This is a genomic window from Siccirubricoccus sp. G192 (assembly GCF_019084075.1).
In the GTDB taxonomy this organism is placed as follows: Bacteria; Pseudomonadota; Alphaproteobacteria; order Acetobacterales; family Acetobacteraceae; genus G192.
On record NZ_JAHREN010000001.1, the window covers coordinates 268,228 to 289,167 of the forward strand.

The following is a 20,940-nucleotide window of genomic DNA, read 5'->3' on the forward strand; positions in this document are numbered from 1 at the left end:
AGGGGGATGGTCCCTTGCCGCGAACCTGCCCTGGATCAGGGACAGCGATTCACGCCCTCGGTGTTTCCACCCCGGACGATCGCAGTCTAGATTGCGCGGATGGACACCAACGCCCCGGTGCTGATCGGCGCCGATACCCTCGAAGCCCTCATCGGCAAGATCTTCCAGGCCTCCGGCTGCGACGCGGCCGAGGCCGGGCGGATCGCCCACCATCTGCTCGGCGCCAACCTCGCCGGGCACGACAGCCATGGCGTGGTGCGGGTGCCGCGCTATGTCGAATGGCAGCAGGCCGGCTATGTGGTGGCCGGGCAGCAGGCCGAGGTCGTCACCGATGGCGGCGCCTTCGCCGTGCTGGACGGGCATTACGGCTTCGGCCAGACCGTGGCGCCGCAGGCGACGGCGCTCGGCATCGAGCGGGCACAGCAGCATGGCACCGCCATCATCGCGCTGCGCAATGCCGGGCATATCGGCCGGGTCGGCGCCTATTCGGAACAGGCGCTCGCCGCCGGCCTCATCTCCATCCATTTCGTCAATGTCGCCGGCAGCGTGCTGGTGGCGCCCTTCGGCGGCACTGAGCGCCGCTTCTCCACCGCGCCCTTCTCGGTCGGCGTGCCGACCAGCCCGCCTGTCGTGCTGGACTTCGCCACCTCGCATGTCGCGGAGGGCAAGGTGCTGGTCGCCTCCAATGGCGGCAAGCCGCTGCCGGCGGATGCGCTGATCGAGCCGGATGGCACCCTCTCCGGCGACCCGCATACCCTTTATGGCCCCTATGAGCAGGTGGGGCCGCGCAGCCCGGCCAATGGGCTTGGCGCCATCCGCGCCTTCGGCGAGCACAAGGGCAGCGGCCTCGCCTTCATGTGCGAGATCCTGGCCGGCGCCTTCACCGGCGGCGGTTGCTCCGGCCCGGTGAATGCGCGCGGGCGGATCGCCAATGGCATGCTCTCGATCTTCATCTCGCCCCGGCATTTCGGCACCGAGGCCGGATTCCGGCAGACCGCCGAGGACTACGTCGCCTGGGTGAAGTCCTGCCGGCCGAGCAAGCCCGGCGGCGAGGTGCTGGCCCCTGGCGAGCCCGAGGCGCGGCTGCGGGCGGAGCGCCTGGCCAAGGGCGTGCCGCTGCAGCCGGATACCTGGGCCTCCATCGTGCAATGCGCGCGCCGGCTCGGCGTGCGGGTGCCGAACTGAGCCCAATGGCGGAGCCCGCCGCGCTCCGCTACCGCCGTTACGCGGCGCTGCGCGGGCGCATCCTCACCGCCGCCGCGCAGCGCATCCCGCTGGCCAGCCTGGCGCAGCAGGCGCGCGCGCTCTCGCTCTGGGATGGCAAGCAGGTGGCGCCGGGGGACGAGTTGCAGCTTGCCCTGGTCTTCGACCTTGGCGTGCTCGACCCGCTGGGCGGCCATGGCCGCGGCATCGACCGCCAGGCCAAGGCCGCGCCGCCGCCACCGGAGGGCGAGGAGGCGCGGATGCTGGCGGCCTTGCAGGCTGCCGAATTCGGTCTGTTCCGCCTGCACGGCCCGCATCCCGAGGGCGGCGTGGCGGCCGCGACCTTCCCGGAGGCCGCGCCGCTGCAACTCTGGGACAGCCATCTCGGCGCCCGGCCGCCCGGCACCCTGGTCGGCGCCCGGATCGCCTGGCCTGAGCCGGATCTCGCCATGACCTGCGGCGCCGTGGTGCCGGTGGATGCGGCGGTGCTGGAACGCCTGCTGCTCGGCACCCCGCCGGGGCGTGGCCCGGTGGTGCCCCGGCATCCGGCGGCGGATGATGCGCTGGCGGTGGCGCGGCTGCTGGAGGAACCGGCGGCGCGGCTCCGCCTCGGCAGCCTGCCGCGGACCCCGGGCTTTGCGGCGCTGGTCTATCGCGCAGCGATCGACCGCGGCCTGGTAGGGCCCGTGCCGGGACGAAGCCCAGGCTGAAGCCGGGTGGCGGGGATCAGGTGCGCTCCTGCTCCGGCACGGCGCCCGGCCCCACCAGCCGCCGGATGGCAGCCAGCATCTCCGGCTTGTCCCATTCCGCCGCGCCTTCCAGCCGTGCCCGCTCGCGCCCCTCGCGGTCGAGGATGAGGCTGGTGGGCAGGCCCCGCACCCCCAGCGCCCGCTGCGCCGCCCCCCTGGGGTCGAGCCAGAGGCCGAGATGCCGGATACCCCGCTCCCGATAGAAGGGCTCCACCTGCGCCTTGCCGCCGCGGTCCGAGGAAAGCGCCAGCACCACCACGCCCTCCGCCGCCAACGCCGCCTGGGCGCGGTCGAGCGCCGGCATTTCGGCGACGCAGGGCGGGCACCAGGTGGCCCAGAGGTTGATGACCAGGCCGCGGCCGGCGAAATCCGCCAGGCCATGCGGCTTGCCCTCGGCATCGGTGAAGGCGAGATCGGGCACCGGGCGCGGCGGGCTTTCCACCAGCCGGCCCGGCGAGGCGGCGCGCGCTTGCCCGGCGTCGAGCCCCGCCTGTAGGGTCCCGGCCGCCGCCAGGGCCAAGCCCCTTGCCAGCAGGCCCCGGCGCGAACCAGGCAGCAGAGAAAGCGGAAGCATCGTGTCCAGGAACCTCCAATGGGGCGGCCGTTTCACCGAGGGGCCCTCGGCCATCATGCGGGCGATCAATGCCTCGATCGGCTTCGACCGCAAGCTCTGGCGGCAGGATATCCAGGGCAGCCTCGCCCATGCCGCCATGCTGCGCCATGTGGGGATCATCTCGGCTGAGGACGAGGCCGCGATCAAATCCGGCCTCGACAGCATCGCCGCGCGCATCGAGGCAGGTGAATTCCCCTGGGACGAGGGCCTCGAAGACATCCACATGAATATCGAGGCGCGGCTGACCGAGGGCATCGGCGAGGCCGGCAAGCGCCTGCATACCGGCCGCAGCCGCAACGACCAGGTGGCGCTGGACCTCAGGCTCTGGGTGCGCGACGCGATCGATGGCCTCACCGGCCAGGTCGAGGACGTGATGCGCGCCCTGGTGGCCCGCGCCGAGGAGCATGCCGACACGGTGATGCCAGGTTTCACGCATCTCCAGCCGGCCCAGCCCGTGACCTTCGGCCACCATCTGCTGGCCTATGTCGAGATGCTGTCGCGCGACCGCGGCCGCCTGCTGGATTGCCGGGCGCGGCTGAACGAGAGCCCGCTCGGCGCCGCCGCCCTGGCCGGCACCGGCTTCCCGATCGACCGCCACAGGACCGCGCAGGCGCTGGGTTTCGCGGGGCCGACGCGGAACAGCCTGGACAGCGTGGCGTCGCGCGATTTCGCCGCCGAGTTCCTCTTCGCCTGCGCCATGTGCGGCACGCATCTCTCGCGTTTCGCCGAGGAGGTGGTGATCTGGACCAATCCCTATTTCGGCTTCGTGAAACTCTCCGATGCCTTCACCACCGGCAGCAGCATCATGCCGCAGAAGCGCAACCCCGATGCCGCCGAACTGGTGCGCGGCAAGACCGGGCGGATGAATGGCGCGCTGGTCGGGCTGCTCACCGTGATGAAGGGCCTGGCGCTCACCTATTTCAAGGACATGCAGGAGGACAAGGAGGGCGTCTTCGATGCCGCCGAGAGCCTGACCCTCTGCCTCGCCGCCATGGCCGGCATGGTGCGCGACATGCGACCGGACGCCGCACGGCTGAAGGCAGCGGCCGGTGCCGGCTTCTCCACCGCGACCGACCTGGCGGACTGGCTGGTGCGCGAGTTGCGGATGCCCTTCCGCGACGCGCACCATGTCACCGGCCGGCTGGTGGCGGCGGCCGAGGCCCGCGGCTGCGACCTGGCCGGGCTGCCGCTGGCCAAGATGCAGGCGGTGGAGCCGCGCATCACCCAGGCGGTCTTCGGCGTGCTGACGGTGGAGGCCTCGGTGGCGTCGCGCACCAGCTATGGCGGCACGGCGCCGGAGAATGTGCGGCGCATGGCCGCCGAATGGCGGGAGCGCCTGGCATGAGGCGCGCCCTGCCGGCGCTGCTGGCGCTCGCCCTGCTGGCGCCGCTGGTGGCCTGCGGCCGGGCCGGGCCGCCGCGCCGGCCGGGGCCGCCGGAGGCGATCACCTATCCCCGCGCCTATCCGGCGCCCGATCCCCTGCCGCCCGCCGCGCCGCCGCCCGCGGCACGGTGATCCGGCGGGGCATTGGCATCGCCCCTGCACTTCATGCCACCCTTGCGCTTACAGCCGGCAGCCAAGCCGGCAGGCACAGGGAGCCGAAGCATGACGGAGAACCACCGCCCCGCCGCCCGCCACCTGCCGCGGCGGGACGCATTGCGCCTCGCCGCGGCAGGTCTCACTGCCGGCCTGGCCACCCCCGGCCTGGCGCGGGCGCAGCGCGGAGCCTGGCCGACCGGGCCGGTGCGCTTCATCGGCATCTTTCCGCCGGGCGGCGGCACCGACATCCTCTCGCGCATCTGGTGCCACAGGATCGGCGAGATCTCCGGCCAGCAATTCATCGTCGAGAACCGCAGCGGCTCGGCTGGGAATGTCGGCACCGAGGCGATTGCCCGCGCGCCGGCGGATGGCAATACCATCGGCCTCGCCAGCGTGGCGCCGCTCGGCATCTCGCCGACGCTCTACAGCAGCCTGCCCTTCAACGTGAACCGGGACTTCACCTATGTCTCCGGCCTATGGCAATTGCCGAACCTGCTGATCGTCAACAACGACGTCCCGGCGCGGACCGTGCCGGAGCTGATCGCCCTGCTGAAGGAAAACCCGGGCAAATACGCCTATGCCTCCTCCGGCTCCGGCACCACGGTGCATCTCTCGGGCGAGATGTTCAAATCCCTGGCCGGGCTCGACATCCTGCACGTGCCCTATCGCGGCGGCGCGCCGGCGCATATCGACCTGCTGGCCGGGCGCGTGCACATGATCTTCGACAATATCCCGCAGGGCCTGGCCTCGGCGCGCGAGGGCAAGGTGCGGGCGCTCGCCGTCACCGGCGCCGAGCGCAGCCCGCAGGCGCCCGAGATCCCGACCATGGCGGAATTCCTGCCGGGCTTCGAGATCACCTCCTGGGGCGGCGTCATGGGCCCCGCCGGCCTGCCGCAGCCGATGGTGGAGCGGCTTTCCGCGCTGACGAAGCAGGCGCTGGAAAGCCCGGACCTGGTCACGAAATTCCGCGACAACGGCGCGACCACCTGGTGGACCACGCCGGAGGAGCTGGCGGAATTCCGCCGGCAGAACGAGGCTGCCTTCGCGCCGCTGATCCGGGCTTCCGGGGCGCGGGTGGATTAACCGCCCGCTTTCCGCGCCCAATGCCAAAACCCGGCTGCAGCGCCGGGAGGGAGGAGACAGGAATGACGAATACAAACCCCATCATCCCTGGCCTGACGAGGCCGCTCTCGCGCCGTGGCGCACTCACGCTCGCCGCCGGCCTCGCCGCGCCGCTGCCGCTGCGCGCGCAAGGGGGTGAGTGGCCGAATCACCCGGTGCGCTACATCAACCCCTACCCGCCGGGCGGGCCGACCGACACGCTGTCGCGCATCTGGTGCGCGCGCATGAGCGAGATCGCCGGCCAGCAATTCGTGGTGGAGAACCGCTCAGGCTCCGGCGGCAATGTCGGCGCGGATGCGATCGCCAAATCCACGCCGGATGGCTACACCATCGGCCTCGGCGGCATCGCCTCCCATGCCATCGCGCCGACGCTCTATCCCAGCCTGCCCTTCGATCCGGCGAAGGACTTCACCTTCGTCGGCGGCTTGTGGCAATTGCCCAACCTGCTGGCGGTGAACCTGGAGATCCCGGCGCGCACGGTGCCGGAGTTGATCGCGCTGCTGAAGGCGAACCCCGGCAAATACACCTTCGGCTCGGCCGGAGCGGGGACGACGCTGCATCTCTCGGGGGGAGATGTTCAAGCAGCTTGCCGGGGTGGACATGGTGCATGTGCCCTATCGCGGCAGCGCGCCGGCGCAGCTCGACCTGGTGGCCGGGCGCGTCTCCATGATGTTCGACAACATCCCGGGCACCCTGGCGCTGTCGCGGGAGGGCAGGGTGCGGCCGCTCGCCGTCACTTCCGCGAAGCGCAGCCCGGTGGCACCGGATATCCCGTCGCTCTCCGAATTCCTGCCCGGCTTCGACGTGGTCTCCTGGACCTGCCTGACCGGGCCGGCCGGGCTGCCGCCGGCGATGGTCTCCCGCATGTCGGCGCTGTCGAAGCAGGCGCTGGAGAGCCCGCAGGTCATCCGTGCCTATAAGGACCTCGGCGCCAGCCCCTGGTGGACCTCGCCGGAGGAGATCGTCAGCTACCGCGCGGCGCAGCAGGCGCGGCTGGCGCCGCTCATCCGCGCCTCGGGCGCCACGGTGAACTGACGGAGCCGGCCCGGCCTGTTCGCGGGCCGGCCATGGCCGCGCTATGATGGGGGGGATGGCCAATACCGCTCCCGCCGCCTCCCGTGCCGAATCCGGCGACCCCTCCTTCGCCGAGCTGATCGCCGCCCGGCCGCACCTCTCGCTGCATGCCCTGGACGGGCTGGTGGTGGAGGAAGTGCCGCTCGCCCGCATCGCCGCCGTCGCCGGCACGCCCGCCTGGGTCTATTCCGCCGGCACGCTCCGCCGCCGCGCCCGTAGCCTGCGGGCGGCGCTGGCAGGGGCGGGGCTCAGCGCCTCCGTGCACTACGCGGTCAAGGCCAATACCAACCTGGCCGTGCTGCGGGTGCTGGCCGGCGAGGGGCTCGGCGCCGATGTGGTGAGCGAGGGCGGATTGCGCGCCGCCCGCGCCGCTGGCATCCCCGCCTCGGCCATCGTCTTCTCCGGCGTCGGCAAGACAGAGCGGGAGATGCGCCTCGCCCTCGCCGAGGACATCCTGCAGATCAATGCCGAAAGCGCCGAGGAGATCGAGGCGCTCTCGGCGCTTGCCGCCGGCATGGGCCGGGTCGCGCGCGTCGCGCTGCGGGTGAACCCGGATGTCGATGCCGGAACCCATGCCAAGATCACCACCGGCCGGTCGGAGAACAAATTCGGCGTGGCCATCGCCGATGCCCCGGGCCTCTATGCCCGCATGGCGGCGCTGCCGGGGATCGAGCCGGTGGGCGTGGCGGTGCATATCGGCAGCCAGATCACCTCCGGCATGGCGCCCTACCGCGCCGCCTATACCCGGCTCGCGGAACTGGTGCGGGCGCTCCGCGCCGCCGGCCTGCCGGTGCTGCGGGTGGATTGCGGCGGCGGCCTCGGCATCCCCTACCGGGACGAGCCGGCGCCCCTGCCGGAGGCCCTGGCCGGCGCCATCAAGGCGACGCTGGGCGATCTCGGCCTGCCGGTGATGCTGGAGCCCGGCCGCTGGATCGCCGGGCCGGCGGGGGTGCTGCTGGCCTCCGTGGTGATGCAGAAGCAAGGTGCGGAACGCCGCTTCCTGGTGCTGGACGCCGCCATGAACGACCTGATCCGCCCCGCCATGTACGAGGCCTGGCATGGCATCCTGCCGGTCTCCCCGGTGGCCGCGGTGGCGCCGCAGGGCCCGGCCGATGTGGTGGGGCCGGTCTGCGAAACCGGTGACACCTTCGCCCGGGGCCGCGCGTTGCCCATGCTGCAGCCGGGCGAATTGGTCGCTTTCCTGGATGCCGGAGCCTATGGTGCCGTCATGAGCAGCACCTACAACATGCGCCCCCTGGCCGCCGAGGTGCTGGTGGACGGCGCCCGCTTCGCCGTGGTGCGGGACCGCCAGGATGTGGCGGCGCTGCTCGCCGGCCAGCGCCTGCCGCATTGGCTCGCGGAGGGCGCTCCCTGAACCCGCCCGGCCCTGCCGGCCTGGCCGCGGCGCTAGGGCGCCGGCGGTGGCTGGCGCGGCTGGCGCTGCTCTGGGAAACCCTCTGGCCGCGGCTCTGGCCGGTGCTGGGCGTGGTGGGGCTGTTCGGCATCCTGGCCCTGCTCGGCCTGCCGCAGCGGCTGCCCGGCCCCTGGCACCTGCTGCTGCTGCTGGGCTTCGCGGCGGCGATCGGCGGGCTGGCCTGGCGCGGCTTCCGCGGCTTCCGCCTGCCCGGCCCGGCCGCGGCGGAGCGGCGGCTGGAGCGTGAATCCGGCCTCCGCCACCGGCCTTTGGCCACCCTGGCGGATCGCCCGGCCGGCGAGGACCCGGCGGCGCTGGCGCTCTGGCAGGTGCACCAGGCGCGGGCCGCGGCGCAGATCCGTGGGCTGAAGGTCGGCGCGCCCCGGCCCGGCCTTCCGGCACGCGACCCGCTGGCCCTGCGGGCGGCGCTGCTGCTCGGCCTGGCCGCCGCCTTCATCATGGCCGGGGGCGAGGCGCCGGAACGCCTTCGCCGCGCCCTCACCCCGGCCTTCGGTGCCAACCTGCCGGCCCCCGCGCTGCGGCTGGAAGCCTGGGCGACGCCGCCCGCCCATACCGGTGCCGCGCCGGTCTTCCTCGACCCCGCCGGCGGCGCCGTCACCCTGCCGCAGGGCAGCCGCTTGCAGGTGGCCGTTTCGGGAGGCCGGGGCGGTGCCCCCGAATTGGTGACCGAGGCCGGCGCCACCCCCTTCCGCGCGCTCGATGCCGGCAGCTTCACCGCCGAGGCGATGCTGGAGCAGGGCGGCAGCCTGGCGGTGCGGCGCGAGGGCCGGGAATTGGCCCGCTGGTCGCTGACCGTGCAGGCCGATGCGCCGCCCACCGTCGCCTTCACCGAGCCGCCGGGCCGGGCCCAGCGCGGCCTCGGCACAAGGCTGCCCTGGCGGGCGGAGGATGACTGGGGCCTGGCCGGGCTGCGCGCCGAGGCGCGGCTCAAGGCCCGGCCGGAGGCGCCGCCGCTGCTGCTCGACCTGCCGCTGCCGCGCGATGGCGCCAATGGCGCGCCGCGCCAAGCCCGCGGCGCGGCGCAGCCCGATCTTTCGGCGCATCCCTGGGCCGGGCTGGAGGTGGAGATCACCCTGGTCGCCCGCGACGGCGCCGGGCAGGAGGGCCGTTCCGCGGTGGCCGGCCTGACCTTGCCGGAACGCAGCTTCAACCATGCCGTGGCGCGACGGCTGATCGCGGTGCGCAAGGCGCTGTCGATCGACCCCGAGGCCCGCGTCCCGGCCCGGCAGGAGCTGGAGGACGTGGCCGGCGCCCCGGAAGCCTTCGAGCACGACATCACCACCTACCTGGCGCTGCGCGCCGCCCGCACCCGGCTGGTGGTGGATCGCCGTGCGGCGGCGGTGGCGGAGGTGCAGGAACTGCTCTGGGACATCGCGCTGGCACTGGAGGAGGGGCGCGATGGCCGCACCCTCCGCGCCCTGCAACAGGCCCGCGAGGCGCTGCGCCAGGCGCTCGACGAGGCCGAGCGGAGCCCGCAGGACAGCGCGCAGCGGGCCGAGCTGGAACGCCGGATCGCCGAATTGCGCGATGCCATTCGCCAGCACCTGGAAGCCCTGGCCGAGAGATTGCAGCGCGAGAATGCCGAGGCGCTGCCCTTCGATCCGCAATCCCGCCTGCTGGACCAGCGCGAGATGGACCGCCGCACCCGCCGCATGCAGGAGGCCGCGCGCGAGGGCCGCACCGAGGATGCCCGCCGCGAGCTTGCCGAGTTGGAGGAGATGCTGCGCGCCCTGGAGGAAGGCCGCAGCGCCCGCGCCGAAAGCCCGCAGCGGCAGCAGCAGCGCCAGCGCGGCCAGCAGCAGATGGGCGTGGCGCAGGACATGGTCCGCCGCCAGGGCGAGATGCTGGACCGCAGCCACCAGCGCGCCGATGCCGCGGAGCAGGAGCGCGCCCGGCAGCGCCGCCAGCAGCAGCGCAACCAGGGCTTCCGCTGGCCGCCCGAGCCGCCGCAGCCGGCGCAGCCCGATCCGCAGGCGGAGGCGCAGGCCCAGCAGGAGACCGACCAGGATGGCCGCCGCCAGCGGGCGCTGCGCCGCGCGCTGGGCGAGCTGATGCAGCAATTCGGCGACCTGACCGGCGAGGTGCCGGAGGCGCTCGGCCGCGCCGACCAGGCGATGCGGGAGGCGCAGGAGGCACTGCGCGAGGGGGCCGATGCCCGCGACCCGCAGACCCGCGCCCTGCGTGCCCTGCAGGAGGGCGGCCGGCAGATGGCGCAGTCCATGCAGCGCCAATTCGGCCAGGGCCAGGAGGGCGAGGAGGAAGGCGACGGCCAGGACATGGCCGGCGACCAGCAGGGCCAGGGCGAGGGCCAGGACCGGGCGCAGGGCCAGGGCGAGGGCCGCGACCCGCTCGGCCGCCGCTCCCGCGAGGTGGGCGGCACGGCCGACAACGGCGCCGATACCCGCGTGCCGGACGAGGCGGAGCAGCTCCGCACCCGCCGCATCCAGGACGAGCTGCGCCGCCGCGGCGCCGAGAAGGCCCGGCCGCCGGAGGAGCTGGACTATATCGACCGGCTGCTGAAGCGGTTCTGAGGCTGCCACCGTTTGCATCCTGCGGGCCGGTTCACGCCCTCCGGCTTTGCCCGCGCACGACCGGACCACTCAACCCGCACCACCACGGAAGGGTGGCATGCTGGCATGGCCCGCCGCCGCCACGCCCCGGCCGCGCAGCACCAGCACCAGGCAGCGCAGCAGGATCGCGGCATCGCCACGCAGGGTCTGCCGCGCCGCGTAGCACGCATCCAGCTCCAGCCGTGCCGCCCAGGGCACGGCGTTGCGCCCCGCCGCCTGGGCCAGCCCGGCCAGCCCCGGCCGCACCCGCAGCCGGGCCGCCTGGCGCGGCGTGTAGAGCGGCAGGTAGTCCAGCGGCAGCGGCCGTGGCCCGACCAGGCTCATCTCGCCGCGCAGCACGTTCAGCAATTGCGGCAGCTCATCCAGCGCGCTGGCGCGCAGCGCCCGGCCGAAGCCATCGAGCCGTGCCGCATCCTCGCCCGGCCCCTCGGCCATGCTGCGGGATTTCAGCAGGGTGAAGCACCGCCCGCCGCGCCCGGCACGGCTCTGCCGGAACAGCACCGGCCGCCCGAGCACACGGCATACCGCCAGCGCCACCAGCGCCAGCAACGGCGCCAGCAGCAGCAGCAGCAGGGCGGCGCCGGCCAGGTCCAGGGCCCGCTTGCCCCAGGCCTCATACAGGCTGACGTCATGCATGCTGCCTGGCCCGCGCCTCCACGCCGAGCGACAGCAGCAGGCCGAGCGCGAACCAGACCATGCGGTTGCCGAGATCGGTCGAGACCATCGCCGTCAGCGCCAAGGGCAGGGTCAGCGCCGCGATCCGCGCCGCCCGCCCGGGCGCCACCCGCCCCGCCAGGCCAAAAGCCAGCACCACGCCGCCGCCGAAGGCCAGCAGCCAGAGCGCGAGGCCCGGCAGCCCACTTTCCGCCAGCGCCTCCAGCGCATGGTTGTGCGGGTGCAGCGCCCGGCTGTCGCCACTGCCGGAGGCGATGCCGAAGCCGCCGGTGCCGAGGCCGAAGGGCGCCGCCAGCCCGCCCCAGCGCAGCGCCTCCGCCCAGAGCATCTCCCGCGCCGAGGTCGCGGTGGCCGGGTCGCCGAGGATGCGTTCCAGGGTGCGCAGCCCATTGCCCCAGCCCGGCGTGGCCAGCAGCAGCGCCAGGCCGCCGAGCCCGGCCAGGGCGATGCCGCCGAGCCAGACCAGGGCACCCAGCCGCCGCCCCGCCAGCCACAGGCGCAGCGCCGGCGCCCCCGCCACCGAGAGGCCCAGCGCCAGGAAGGCGGCCCGCCCGCCCGGCACCAGCACCGCCACCGCCAGCGCCAGGGTGACACCGCCCCAGCCCAGCCGCCCGGCGCCCCGCGACTCCACCAGCCGCACCGCGGCAAGCCCGGCGGCGCAGGCGATGGCGAGCCCGGCCAGTTGATACTGCACCCGGATGCGCAAGGGGTCCGCCCCCACCGCGCCGCCCAGCACCACCTGCCCGGTGGCGACGCCCCAGGCCACCGCCGCCCCGACCAGCAGCCCGATCGCCACTACGGCGGCGCAGAAGCGGCCCCGGGTCGGCGCATCGGCGCCGACCAGCACGCCCGCCAGCAGCATCGGCGGGCCGAGCAGCACCACCTGCGGCAGCTTCTCGGCGAGCACGGCGGGCGCGGCGCTCCAGCTTCCCGCCAGCACCAGCCAGCAGGGCAGCCCGGCACAGCCGAGCAGCGGCAGCGCCAGCGCCCGGTCCAGGTGCCAGCGCCGGACCAGCAGCAGCAGCGCCAGGGATGGCACCAGCAGCGCCGCCGCGGCCAGGCTCAGATCCACCGGCAGCCGGGACAGGAGCGGCAGGGATTTCAGCGCCCCGGCGAATTGCAGCACCGCCGCCAGCGCCCCGGTGCCGGAGGCCAGCAGTGCCGCGTCGGGTGCCTGCTGCCGCTGCGCCGGCATCAATCGGCGCTTGTCCGCTGCCTGTCGGGGCCGAAGGCCAGGCCGTATTGCGCCATCCGGCCCCGATAGCCGGGGTTTCCGAGCAGCAGGGCGCAGACCGCCCAGAACAGCGAGGCCAGCGGCGCCACCACCGCCAGCAGCAGCAGCAGCAGCGGTCGGTTGGGCAGGGAGGGACGGATCTCGACCATCGGTGCCGAGACCAGCCGCGCCGCCACCGCCTCATCCGCCTGCACCACCAGGGCGGCACGCTGCTGCTGGCCGAGCAGGTCATAGAGCATGGTGCGGAGATAGAGGTCGTTCTCCTGCGCCAGCCGCGCCTCGATGGCGGCGATGCGGCGCCGGGCCATGCCGGCGAGATCGGCGCGCACCTTGGCTTCGGCGAGCGCGTGCAGCCGCTCCAGCGCCTCCAGCGCCGCCGCCCGGTCGCGATGCGCCAGGGTGATGGTGAAGGTGACGCTGGCCACCCCCTGCGTCACCGCCAGCCGCGCCTCCAGCCAGTTCTGCGCGTCATCGAGATCGGCGGCGATCCTCAGCCCGAGCGCCCGCCGCAGCGGACCCAGGGGGCGGGCGCCGCGCAGTGCGGTGAGATAGGCCAGCAGCCCGGTGTCCCGCGCCAGCATCGCCGCCGCCTCGGGCGAGCGCAGCGCATCCAGGTAGACCGCGAAATTGCCCACCGGCCGCGGGTCCAGCAGACCGCTGCCAAGCGGCAAGGCGCTGGCCGAAAGCAGGGAGGAGGTGGCGAGGCCGGTGGTTTCGGCCGGCGCCACCACGATCTGCGTCAGGTAGGAGCGCGGCCAGCCGGTCACGACCGTGGCGCCGAGGGCGAAGAGCAGCAGCGCCGCCAGCACGATCCGCCAGCGCCGGTCCAGCACCCCCCGCAACAGATGGTCCAGCGGCATGCAACCTCTTGGCCGGCACCCGGCGGCCTGCAACGGGCGGGATGTTGGCCCGCCATGATTTCGCATGCAACCTATAGATGATTATCCAGGGTAATGATCGTGGTAATGCGTGAGACTGGCGCCCGCGCCCGCGCCACCAGCACGGGAACCGGTCGCATTGCGCCATAGGCCGGGCTTTCCCAGCCCGCCTCCAGCCGGAGATCCAGCGGAGCATCGCCGCTGAGGGTCAGGCGGGCCAGCGGGCCTGCCACGCCCGCCGCATCCATCTGCCAGGCGCCAGGGGCCAGGCGCCAGCGCAGCGCCAGGCTGGCGAAGCCGCCGGCGACGCGGTCCTCCACGATCCAGCGCCGGCCTTCGGCGCGAATACAGCGCTCCTGCCGGTTGCCGCGATGGTCCCTGAGCCAGGCGCCTTCCGGCAGCCAGCCGGTGCGCGGCCAGCGGGCGAAGAGGAAGCGGGAGAGCCGCGGCATCTGGTCCGCCCCATCGAAGGCGATGGTGTTGTGCGCGGCGGTGCCGGAGAGATGCGCGTGCCACCATTCGGCGCCGGGGGGCGGGTTGTAGGCGCCGGTGCCGCCATCCCGCAGCAGGTTCAGGGCGCCATCCCAGAGATCGAGGTGCAGCAGGTCCGCTTGGCCCGGCCGGAAGCGCAGCGGCCCGGTGCGCAGGAAGGCCCGCGCCCCGGCACCATGCCAACCCCGGAGACCCCCGGCGGCCCAGGCGGTGGGTGGGTCAGCCAGGGGCGCGGCGTCCTCCAACCCCAGCCAGGCGCAGCCGGGGTCGGCGCCGCAGCCGGCGCTGCCGCCGGCCAGCAGCCGCGCGGCGCGTTCCAGGCTCGGCCGGGCATCGTCGGGGCCGGCGAGGGAGAGGTCGGCAAAGGCCGAGCCGTCCTGGTGGCCAAGGCGCGGCGTCGCGCCGGTTCCGGGCTCGACCAGCCGGTGCAGCCAGGACACCGCGGCCGCGGCCCGCGCCATGGCGGCGGCATCGGGCGGGGCGCCCCCGAGCTGCCGGCGCAGCCACTCCGTCACCGCGAGCACATCCAGCAGCAGCCGGTGGTAGCCGGTGGAAAGCTGGGCGAAGCCGCCATCCGGCGCGACCAGCCGCAACAGCCCGCGCCGCAGCCGCGCCTCACCCTGGGCGGCCCAGCCCGGCCGCCGCAACAGCAGGCCGCAGACCAGCAGGCCGGCGGCCTCGGAGATCGTGTGGTTGTTGTCCTGCGCTGCGGCATAGGCGGCGGTGGCGGCGATGCGCCGGCCATGCAGCGCCAACAGCGCCCGGGCGCCCGGCGGCGGCGCCCCTGCCGCGCCGAGTAGCGCCAGGGCCAGCGCCAAGTGCAGCGCCCGCAGCGCCGCCTCCTGGCCACAGGCCCAATTGGGGCCGCGGAAGGCCGGGTTGGCGCGGCACCACCCCGCCAGCAGCGCCTCCGCCCGCGCCAGATGCCCACCGCCGAGGTCGAGCCGCGCGGCCTGGGCCAGCAGCGGCAATTCGGCCCAGCGGTTGCGCTCCCAGACCGGGCGGATATCGCCGTGGCGGAACAGGTCCAGGCCAAGCGACGGGGTACCGGCTGGGAAGGGGCCGTGCCAGTCCAGCGGCCAGGGCTGCGCGGCGTGGGCCAGCACCTCCGCCACATGCTTGGCCGGCAGGGGCGGCGCGGGCGGCGGCGACCCGGGCAGGAAGGGTCCGGCCGGCAGGGGCGCATCGCGCAGCGCCTGCCGCGCCAGGGCGCGCGCCGCGGGCAGGCGGTGCCAGGCGGCCAGCAGCACCGGGCGGGGGCCGAGCCGCCAGGCGGCGTCGATCAATCGGACGCTCCGCGCAATGTATGCCATTGCAAGGAAGTTACCTTCGGCCTAAAAGGATATCAACTTTCCGTGTTTGTGGTGTGTCGTGCGCATGGCCCGGTGGAGGCCCATCCTGACGCGTTCCCCCGGCCCCTCGCCGCTGTTCCGGCTGCTGGCCATGGCCATGGCGTCCCTGGTGCTGGCGCAGCCCGCGCTGCCGGCGCTGGCCCAGAGCGGACAATCCGGGCCCTTCCTGGCGCCGCCCGCCCTGCCTCCCCGCCTGCCGGGCGGTGTGCCGCTGCCCAGCCTGCCCATGGTGGCGCAGCAGGAGATCATGAACCGGATGCTGGATGGGGGCACCACGCCCGGCGCCGGTCCGGCCGCCATCCGCCCGGCCCCGGCGCCCGCCCCCCCCTGCCTGCCACGATCAGCCCGCCGCCGCCCAGGCCCGAACCCTCGCCACCGGAGGAGCCGCTCTCCCCCGCCGAGGCCTTCTTCGCCACGCGCGACCCGGCCCAGGCCGCCGCCGGTCCGCTCCGGCAATTCGGCCATGACAGCCTGCGCGGCACCCCCGGCACGCCCACCGCCGGGCTCGGCTTCGGCGCCCTGGGCGGGGACTACGTGCTGGGCCGCGACGACGAGGTGCTGCTGGCCTTCCGCGGCCGCGCCCGCCAGACCCTCACCCTGCGGGTGACGCGGGAGGGCACGCTGATGGTGCCCGACCTCTCCCCCATCCTGGCCGCCGGCCGCACCCTGCAGGACCTGCGGGCGGAGCTGGAGCTGCGGGCGCAGCGCGATCTCGGCGGTTCGGAGGTCTTCGTCTCGGTCGGCCAGGTCAGGCAGATCGCGGTCTTCGTCGGCGGCGAGGTGCAGCGGCCGGGGCTGCTGCCGCTCACCGCCTTCGCCTCGGTGCTGGATGCGCTGGTGGCGGCCGGCGGCGTGCGCCGCACCGGCTCGCTCCGCGCCATCCGGGTGGAGGGGCCGCGCGGCCGCCGCAGCATCGACCTCTATCCGGTCATCGCCGGCGAGGGCCAGACCCCGGACCTCACGCTGCGCGAGGGCGAGCGCATCCTGGTGCCGCCGCTCGGCGGCGTGGTGGCGCTGGGCGGCGAGGTGACGCGGCCGGGCCTCTACGAATTGCCGGCCGGCGCCGCGCAGGCGCCTCTGGCCACCATGCTGCGCCTGGCCGGCGACCCGCTGCGCCCCGCCGGCAACCGCTTCCTGCTGCATGGCACGGATGCCGAGGGCCGCCGCACCACCCGCGAGATCGGCCCGCGCGACATGCTCCGCCGCGGCGACGCGCTGCGGGTCGAGCCGGGCTCGGACGTGGTGGCGGGGCAGCTTCGGCTGGCCGGCCATGTCGCGGTGCCGGTGACGCGCGCCTCAGGCGGCCGGGCGCAGACGCTCCGCGGCCTGCTGTCGGACCCGCGGCTGGTGCGGGCCGATCCCTATCCGCGGCTCGGCGTGGTCTGGCGCACCGAGGCGCGGGGCCGCACCCGGCGCTTCCTGCCCTTCGACCTCGGCCGGGTCATGCAGGGCGAGGCCGACATGCCGCTGGCCGAGGGGGATGAGGTGATCCTGCTCGGCCTGCAGGACGTGCTCTGGCTGGCCAGCCCCGGCGTGCAGCAGGCGCTGCGCGGCGAGGCGGGCGGCGCCCCGCAGCCCGCCCCCGCCGAGGCGCCCTTTGCGCAGCCCGCGGCGCAGCCCCTTGCGCAGAGCCTCGCGCTCCCTGGCCCCGAATGCCTGGCGCTGATGCAACTGGCGGTGGCCGCCCAGGGCTCGCGCCAGCGCTTCACCCATGCGCGCGGCGCCGGCTTCCCCGATCTCGGCCGGATGCCCTGCCCGCAGGTCTTCCTCGACTACCCCACCCTGCTGCCCTTCCTGCTCGACCAGACCGTGCTGCTCTCCGGCGAGGCGCGGCTGCCCGGCCTCTATCCCATCCTGGCGGATACCGGGCTCGATGCCGTGCTGGCGGCGGCCGGCGGGGCGACCGAGACGGCCGACCTCTCCGCCGTCGAGCTCTCGCGCGAAGCTGCGGCGCAGGCCGCCGGCATGTCCCTGTCGCGCCGGCTGCTCGACCTGCGCGCCGGCCAATCCGCCGCCGTCCGGCTGGCGCCGCGCGATGCGGTGCGGCTGCCGCGCGGCTTCGGCGACCGCGACCTCGGCCCGGTGACGCTGGTGGGCGAGTTCCTCCGCCCCGGCACCTATGACATCCGGCGCGGCGAGAAGCTCTCGGACCTCATCGCCCGGGCCGGCGGCCTGACGCCCCAGGCCTATCCCTATGGCGCCGTCTTCACCCGCGAGAGCGTGCGGGGCCGCCAGCAGGAGGGGTTCCAGCGCACCGCGCGGGAACTGGAACAGGGGCTGATGCAGGTGGCCTCCGGCCAGGCGGTGGCGGGGATGCGGCAGCATGTCGACCTCGGCGGCGCCATCGCGGCGGGGCGGGAACTGGCGGCGTCCCTGCGCCAGAGCCGCGCCGCCGGGCGGATGGTGGTGGAGGCCAATCCGGTGGTGCTGGCCGCCCGCCCGGACCTCGACGTGCTGCTGGAGCCGGGCGACCTGATCGCCATGCCGAAGCGGCCGAACGAGGTGACGGTGGTGGGCTCCGTGCTCAATCCCGGCAGCCTGCAATTCGCCACCGGCTGGCGCGCCGCCGAATATGTCCGGGCGGCGGGCGGCGAGCAGCGCTTCGCCGATGCCGGGCGGGCCTTCGTGGTGCTGCCGAATGGCCAAGCCAGCCCGGCCGGGCTCGGCACCTGGCAATCCGGCGGGCCGCCGATCCCGCCGGGCAGCCTGGTGGTGGTGCCGCAGGACCCCTCGCCCTACGAGACCTGGGGCTTCCTGCGGGACATGACGCAGGTGCTGTCGCAGGTCGCGCTCTCCGGCGCCGCCCTGGCGGTGATCTCGCGCGCGGGTGGGCACTAGAAGGCAGGGGGCGCTGCCCCCTGGGGCCCCGCCGGGGACCGGACCGGTCCCCGGACCCCGGTTCTCCTGGGCGCTGGGGCTCCTCATCCTGCTCGCCACCTCGGCAGCGGCGCAGGAGGTGCCGGCGACGGGCGGCGCTCTCGGCGGCGTCGGGCTGATCGAGATGCGCAATGCCCGGTTCCGGCCCGATGCCACGCTGGAGGCGGGCGCGGCCTTCCGGCGGAATGGCCAGGCCTGGTTCCTCTCCGCCCAGCCGCTGCCCTTCCTGGAGACCACCTTCCGGCTGGAGCGGGACAGCGCCTTCGACCTCAAGCTGCGGCTCTGGCAGGAGAATGCCTGGCGGCCGGCGCTGGCGGTGGGGTTGCAGGATGCGGGCAGCGGCGGCGGGCGGGCCGGCGAATACCTGGTGGCCTCGAAGCGGTTCCGGAGCCTGGACCTGTCGCTCGGCCTGGGCTGGGGGCGGCTCGGCCGCGGCGGCGACCTGCCGAACCCGCTGCGCCGGGACTGGGCACCCTATCCCGGCAGCCTGTTCCGCAGCGGCGAGGTGGCGCTCTTCGGCGGGCTGGAATGGAGCCTGCCGGCGCTGCCGACGCCGCTCGGCCCCATGGAGGGGCTGCGGGCCAAGCTCGAATGGTCCGGCGACAGCCCCGGCCCCTCGCGGAACGCGGCCTCGCGCGTGAATCTCGGCCTGCAATGGCAGCCCAATCCCTGGCTGGATGCCGGCCTGCATCTGCTGGGCGGCACCGACCTGCTGCTGCGCCTCTCGCTGCGCACCGATGCGGCGCGCCAGCCGGAGCCGCCCCGCCCGCCGCTGCCCATGGCGCCGCGCCCGGCCCCTGGCACGAATCCAGCCGGCAGCGATCCGGCCGCGCTCAAGGCCGCGCTGCGCCGGGCCGGCTTCGATCCCCTCGGCTTCCGGCTTGATGGCGCGGAGGCGCGCATCGCGGTGGCGGGCGGCCCCTATGCCAACCTGGCGCAGGTGGCGGGGCGGGTGGCGCGGGCGGTGCAGCCCCATCTGCCGGCCACGGTGGAGCGGCTGCGCCTGGAATGGCGGCGGCAGGGCGTGACGGTGGCGCGGCTGGTGCTGCTGCGCCAGGCGATGGAGGCCGCCGCCGCCGGCCCCGGCAGCGCCGAGGAGGTGCTGGCCGCCACCACCCTGCTGCCGGCGGAGAACGAGGCGCCGCGCGGCCCCTCGCTCTCCTGGGCGCTGGAGCCGCGCATCGCCCTGCAACTCGGCAACCCGCGCGGGGTGCTGCGCTGGCAGGCCGGCCTTGCCACCACCTTGCGCATCGGCCTCGGCGGCGGGGTGGCGGTGGCCGGCAGCCTTGGGCAGGCGGTGGCGGGGAACCTGGATGGCGCGCCGCCCTCGCGCAGCCGCCTGCCGCATGTGCGCAGCGACATCGCGCTCTATTCGCAGGCGCCGCTCTCGGTGCCGACACTCTATGCCGAGCGGATCTGGACGCCGGCGCCGGATCTCTTCGCCCGCCTCACCGCCGGGCTGCTGGAGCCGATGTTCGGCGGCATCTCAGGCGAGGTGCTGTGGCGCCCGGCGGGCCGCGGCTTCGCGCTGGGCCTCGACCTGAACTGGGTGGCGCAGCGGGACTACGGGCCGGGCTTCGCGCCGCTCGGCTATACGGCGGCGACCGGGCATCTCTCGCTTCATGCCGATCTGCCGGTGCTGAACCTTTACACGTTGGCCAGGGCCGGGCGGTACCTGGCGGGGGATTGGGGCGGCACGCTGGAGGTCGGGCGGCGCTTCGCCAGCGGCATCGAGATCGGCGGCTTCGCCAGCCTGACCAATGCCACCGGCCGCTACGGCGAGGGCAATGCGGATCGCGGATTCTACCTCCGCCTGCCGCTGCAATTCCTGGGGCCGGCGACGGATGCGCGTGCCATCGCGGTGGTCCGGCCCGGGCCGCGCGATGCCGGGCAGCGCCTGGCGGTGGACAACCCGCTCTGGGAGGTGGCACGGGAAGGCAGGGCGGAGGCGCTGGACCGCGGCTTCATGGGCTTCCTGCGATAGGGTGGGCCGGCCAGGGCTTGCCAGCCCCGCTGCGGCTTGCCATGCACGCGGCGCATGACCCTCGCCGCCCTCCTCCAGCATCTCGGCTTCGCGCTCGGCCTCGCCCTGCTCTCCGCCGCGACGGTGCGGGGGATGATCGCCTGGCCGATCCTCGACCATCCGAATGCCCGCAGCGCGCATGATCGGCCGGTGCCGCGGGGCGGCGGGCTCGGGGTGGTGCTGGCCTTCATCGCCGGCATGCTGGTGCTCTACCAGGCCGCCAATTTCGCCCGCATCGCGGAGCGGCAATTCCTCGGCGTCATCCTGGCCGCCATCGCGATCGCCGCTGTGGCGCTGGTGGACGACATCCGCACCCTCCCGGCGCGGCTGCGCCTGGTGGCGCAGATTGCCGCGGCGCTGGTGGCGGCGGGGAGCGGCCTGGTGCTGACGCGCCTCGCCCTGCCCTGGATCGGCGTGACCGATCTCGGCCTCGCCGGCGTGGCGCTGACCCTGTTCTGGATCGTCGGCTGCACCAATGCGGTGAATTTCATGGATGGGCTGGACGGGCTGGTGGGCGGCACGCTGCTGATCGCCTGCGCCGCGCTGGCCGCCATCGCGGGCTTCCAGGAAGGCTGGTTCGTCTATGCCGCGGCGCTGTTCCTGGCGGCGGGCTTCGCCGGCTTCCTGCCCTTCAACCTGCATCCCGCCCGCATCTTCATGGGCGATGTCGGCAGCCAATTCGCCGGCTTCACCCTGGCGGTGCTGGCGGTGGCCGCGGCCCGCTTCGATTCCATGCAGCTGAGCTTCCTGATCGTGCCGCTGCTGCTTTTCGCCCTGCTCTTCGATGCCGGCTTCACCCTGGCGCGCCGCGCCTGGATGCGGGAGCGGCTGGGCGAGGGCCACCGCACGCATCTCTACCAGTTGGCCGCCCGCACCGGCATGCCGGTGCGGCAGGTGGCGGCGCTGCACTGGGGCTTCGCGCTGTTCCAGGCCGGGCTGGCGGTGCTGTTCCTGCACCTCTCGGCCTGGGCCAAGCCGCTGGTGGTGCTGCCGGCGCTGGCGGTGCAATTGGCCTGGCTGGCGCATGTCGCCGGGCGGGTGCGGCGGTCGGGGCTCGGCTGGCGGGGCTGATGCTGCCGGACGAGGGTGCCGGAGCCGCGCCCC

Annotated in this window: 16 protein-coding genes and 1 pseudogene; 12 read left to right on the forward strand and 5 right to left on the reverse strand. The window is 74.6% G+C overall.

Annotation, left to right across the window (positions count from 1 at the left end):
- Positions 1-99 precede the first annotated feature (99 nt).
- The gene (locus tag KSF81_RS01245; RefSeq protein WP_217377386.1) at positions 100-1,185 is read left to right on the forward strand and encodes a malate/lactate/ureidoglycolate dehydrogenase; all 1,086 of its coding nucleotides are present in this window, start codon (positions 100-102) and stop codon (positions 1,183-1,185) included.
- A 5-nt stretch (positions 1,186-1,190) separates the two neighbouring features.
- The gene (locus tag KSF81_RS01250; RefSeq protein WP_217377387.1) at positions 1,191-1,913 is read left to right on the forward strand and encodes a hypothetical protein; all 723 of its coding nucleotides are present in this window, start codon (positions 1,191-1,193) and stop codon (positions 1,911-1,913) included.
- Positions 1,914-1,929: 16 nt separating this feature from the next.
- Here the strand turns inward: KSF81_RS01250 and KSF81_RS01255 are convergent, their stop codons facing one another.
- On the reverse strand, positions 1,930-2,526 hold the full coding sequence (locus tag KSF81_RS01255) for a TlpA disulfide reductase family protein (RefSeq protein ID WP_217377388.1): 597 nt from the start codon (positions 2,524-2,526) through the stop codon (positions 1,930-1,932).
- Between KSF81_RS01255 and argH the strand changes: the two genes are divergently transcribed.
- The 7 genes and pseudogenes from argH (at position 2,525) to KSF81_RS01290 (ending at position 10,266) form a co-directional block, all read left to right on the forward strand.
- Positions 2,525-3,910 (forward strand): argininosuccinate lyase, encoded by a 1,386-nt coding sequence (argH, locus tag KSF81_RS01260; RefSeq protein ID WP_217381515.1) that lies wholly within the window; start codon positions 2,525-2,527, stop codon positions 3,908-3,910. The two genes, KSF81_RS01255 and argH, sit on opposite strands and share 2 nt — an antisense overlap.
- Positions 3,907-4,080: a hypothetical protein gene (locus KSF81_RS01265; protein WP_217377389.1), complete on the forward strand. Its 174-nt coding sequence runs from the start codon at positions 3,907-3,909 to the stop codon at positions 4,078-4,080. Before argH ends, KSF81_RS01265 begins: the two co-directional genes overlap by 4 nt.
- Positions 4,081-4,170: 90 nt before the next feature.
- Complete coding sequence (locus KSF81_RS01270; protein WP_217377390.1) at positions 4,171-5,187, forward strand: tripartite tricarboxylate transporter substrate binding protein; 1,017 nt, start codon at positions 4,171-4,173, stop codon at positions 5,185-5,187.
- 263 nt (positions 5,188-5,450) lie between these two features.
- A pseudogene (locus KSF81_RS31775) lies at positions 5,451-5,735 on the forward strand (Bug family tripartite tricarboxylate transporter substrate binding protein); the annotation flags it as partial.
- A gap of 64 nt (positions 5,736-5,799) precedes the next feature.
- Positions 5,800-6,261 (forward strand): tripartite tricarboxylate transporter substrate binding protein, encoded by a 462-nt coding sequence (locus KSF81_RS01280; protein ID WP_217377391.1) that lies wholly within the window; start codon positions 5,800-5,802, stop codon positions 6,259-6,261.
- Positions 6,262-6,316: 55 nt separating this feature from the next.
- On the forward strand, positions 6,317-7,675 hold the full coding sequence (lysA, locus tag KSF81_RS01285) for a diaminopimelate decarboxylase (protein ID WP_217377392.1): 1,359 nt from the start codon (positions 6,317-6,319) through the stop codon (positions 7,673-7,675).
- Entirely contained in the window at positions 7,651-10,266 is a 2,616-nt protein-coding gene (locus KSF81_RS01290; RefSeq protein ID WP_217377393.1) for a TIGR02302 family protein, read from the forward strand. Before lysA ends, KSF81_RS01290 begins: the two co-directional genes overlap by 25 nt.
- Before the next feature lie 69 nt (positions 10,267-10,335).
- Here the strand turns inward: KSF81_RS01290 and KSF81_RS01295 are convergent, their stop codons facing one another.
- The 4 genes from KSF81_RS01295 to KSF81_RS01310 all read right to left on the reverse strand — a co-directional run bounded on the left by KSF81_RS01295 (position 10,336) and on the right by KSF81_RS01310 (position 14,870).
- Positions 10,336-10,941, reverse strand: a complete 606-nt coding sequence (locus KSF81_RS01295) for a sugar transferase (RefSeq protein ID WP_217377394.1) — start codon at positions 10,939-10,941, stop codon at positions 10,336-10,338.
- Entirely contained in the window at positions 10,934-12,175 is a 1,242-nt protein-coding gene (locus KSF81_RS01300; RefSeq protein ID WP_217377395.1) for an O-antigen ligase, read from the reverse strand. The genes KSF81_RS01295 and KSF81_RS01300 overlap by 8 nt, the downstream gene beginning before the upstream one ends.
- Positions 12,175-13,074: a hypothetical protein gene (locus KSF81_RS01305; RefSeq protein ID WP_217377396.1), complete on the reverse strand. Its 900-nt coding sequence runs from the start codon at positions 13,072-13,074 to the stop codon at positions 12,175-12,177. Before KSF81_RS01305 ends, KSF81_RS01300 begins: the two co-directional genes overlap by 1 nt.
- A gap of 71 nt (positions 13,075-13,145) precedes the next feature.
- Positions 13,146-14,870 carry a heparinase II/III-family protein gene (locus KSF81_RS01310; RefSeq protein WP_254453305.1) on the reverse strand — a complete coding sequence of 575 codons (1,725 nt, stop codon included), beginning with the start codon at positions 14,868-14,870 and terminating at the stop codon, positions 13,146-13,148.
- A 69-nt stretch (positions 14,871-14,939) separates the two neighbouring features.
- Between KSF81_RS01310 and KSF81_RS01315 the strand changes: the two genes are divergently transcribed.
- The 3 genes from KSF81_RS01315 (at position 14,940) to KSF81_RS01325 (ending at position 20,907) form a co-directional block, all read left to right on the forward strand.
- Entirely contained in the window at positions 14,940-17,774 is a 2,835-nt protein-coding gene (locus tag KSF81_RS01315; protein ID WP_309139437.1) for an SLBB domain-containing protein, read from the forward strand.
- Positions 17,775-17,892: 118 nt separating this feature from the next.
- The gene (locus KSF81_RS01320; protein ID WP_309139438.1) at positions 17,893-19,797 is read left to right on the forward strand and encodes a YjbH domain-containing protein; all 1,905 of its coding nucleotides are present in this window, start codon (positions 17,893-17,895) and stop codon (positions 19,795-19,797) included.
- Between the two features lie 54 nt (positions 19,798-19,851).
- Complete coding sequence (locus KSF81_RS01325) at positions 19,852-20,907, forward strand: undecaprenyl/decaprenyl-phosphate alpha-N-acetylglucosaminyl 1-phosphate transferase (RefSeq protein WP_217377398.1); 1,056 nt, start codon at positions 19,852-19,854, stop codon at positions 20,905-20,907.
- Positions 20,908-20,940: the final 33 nt, after the last annotated feature.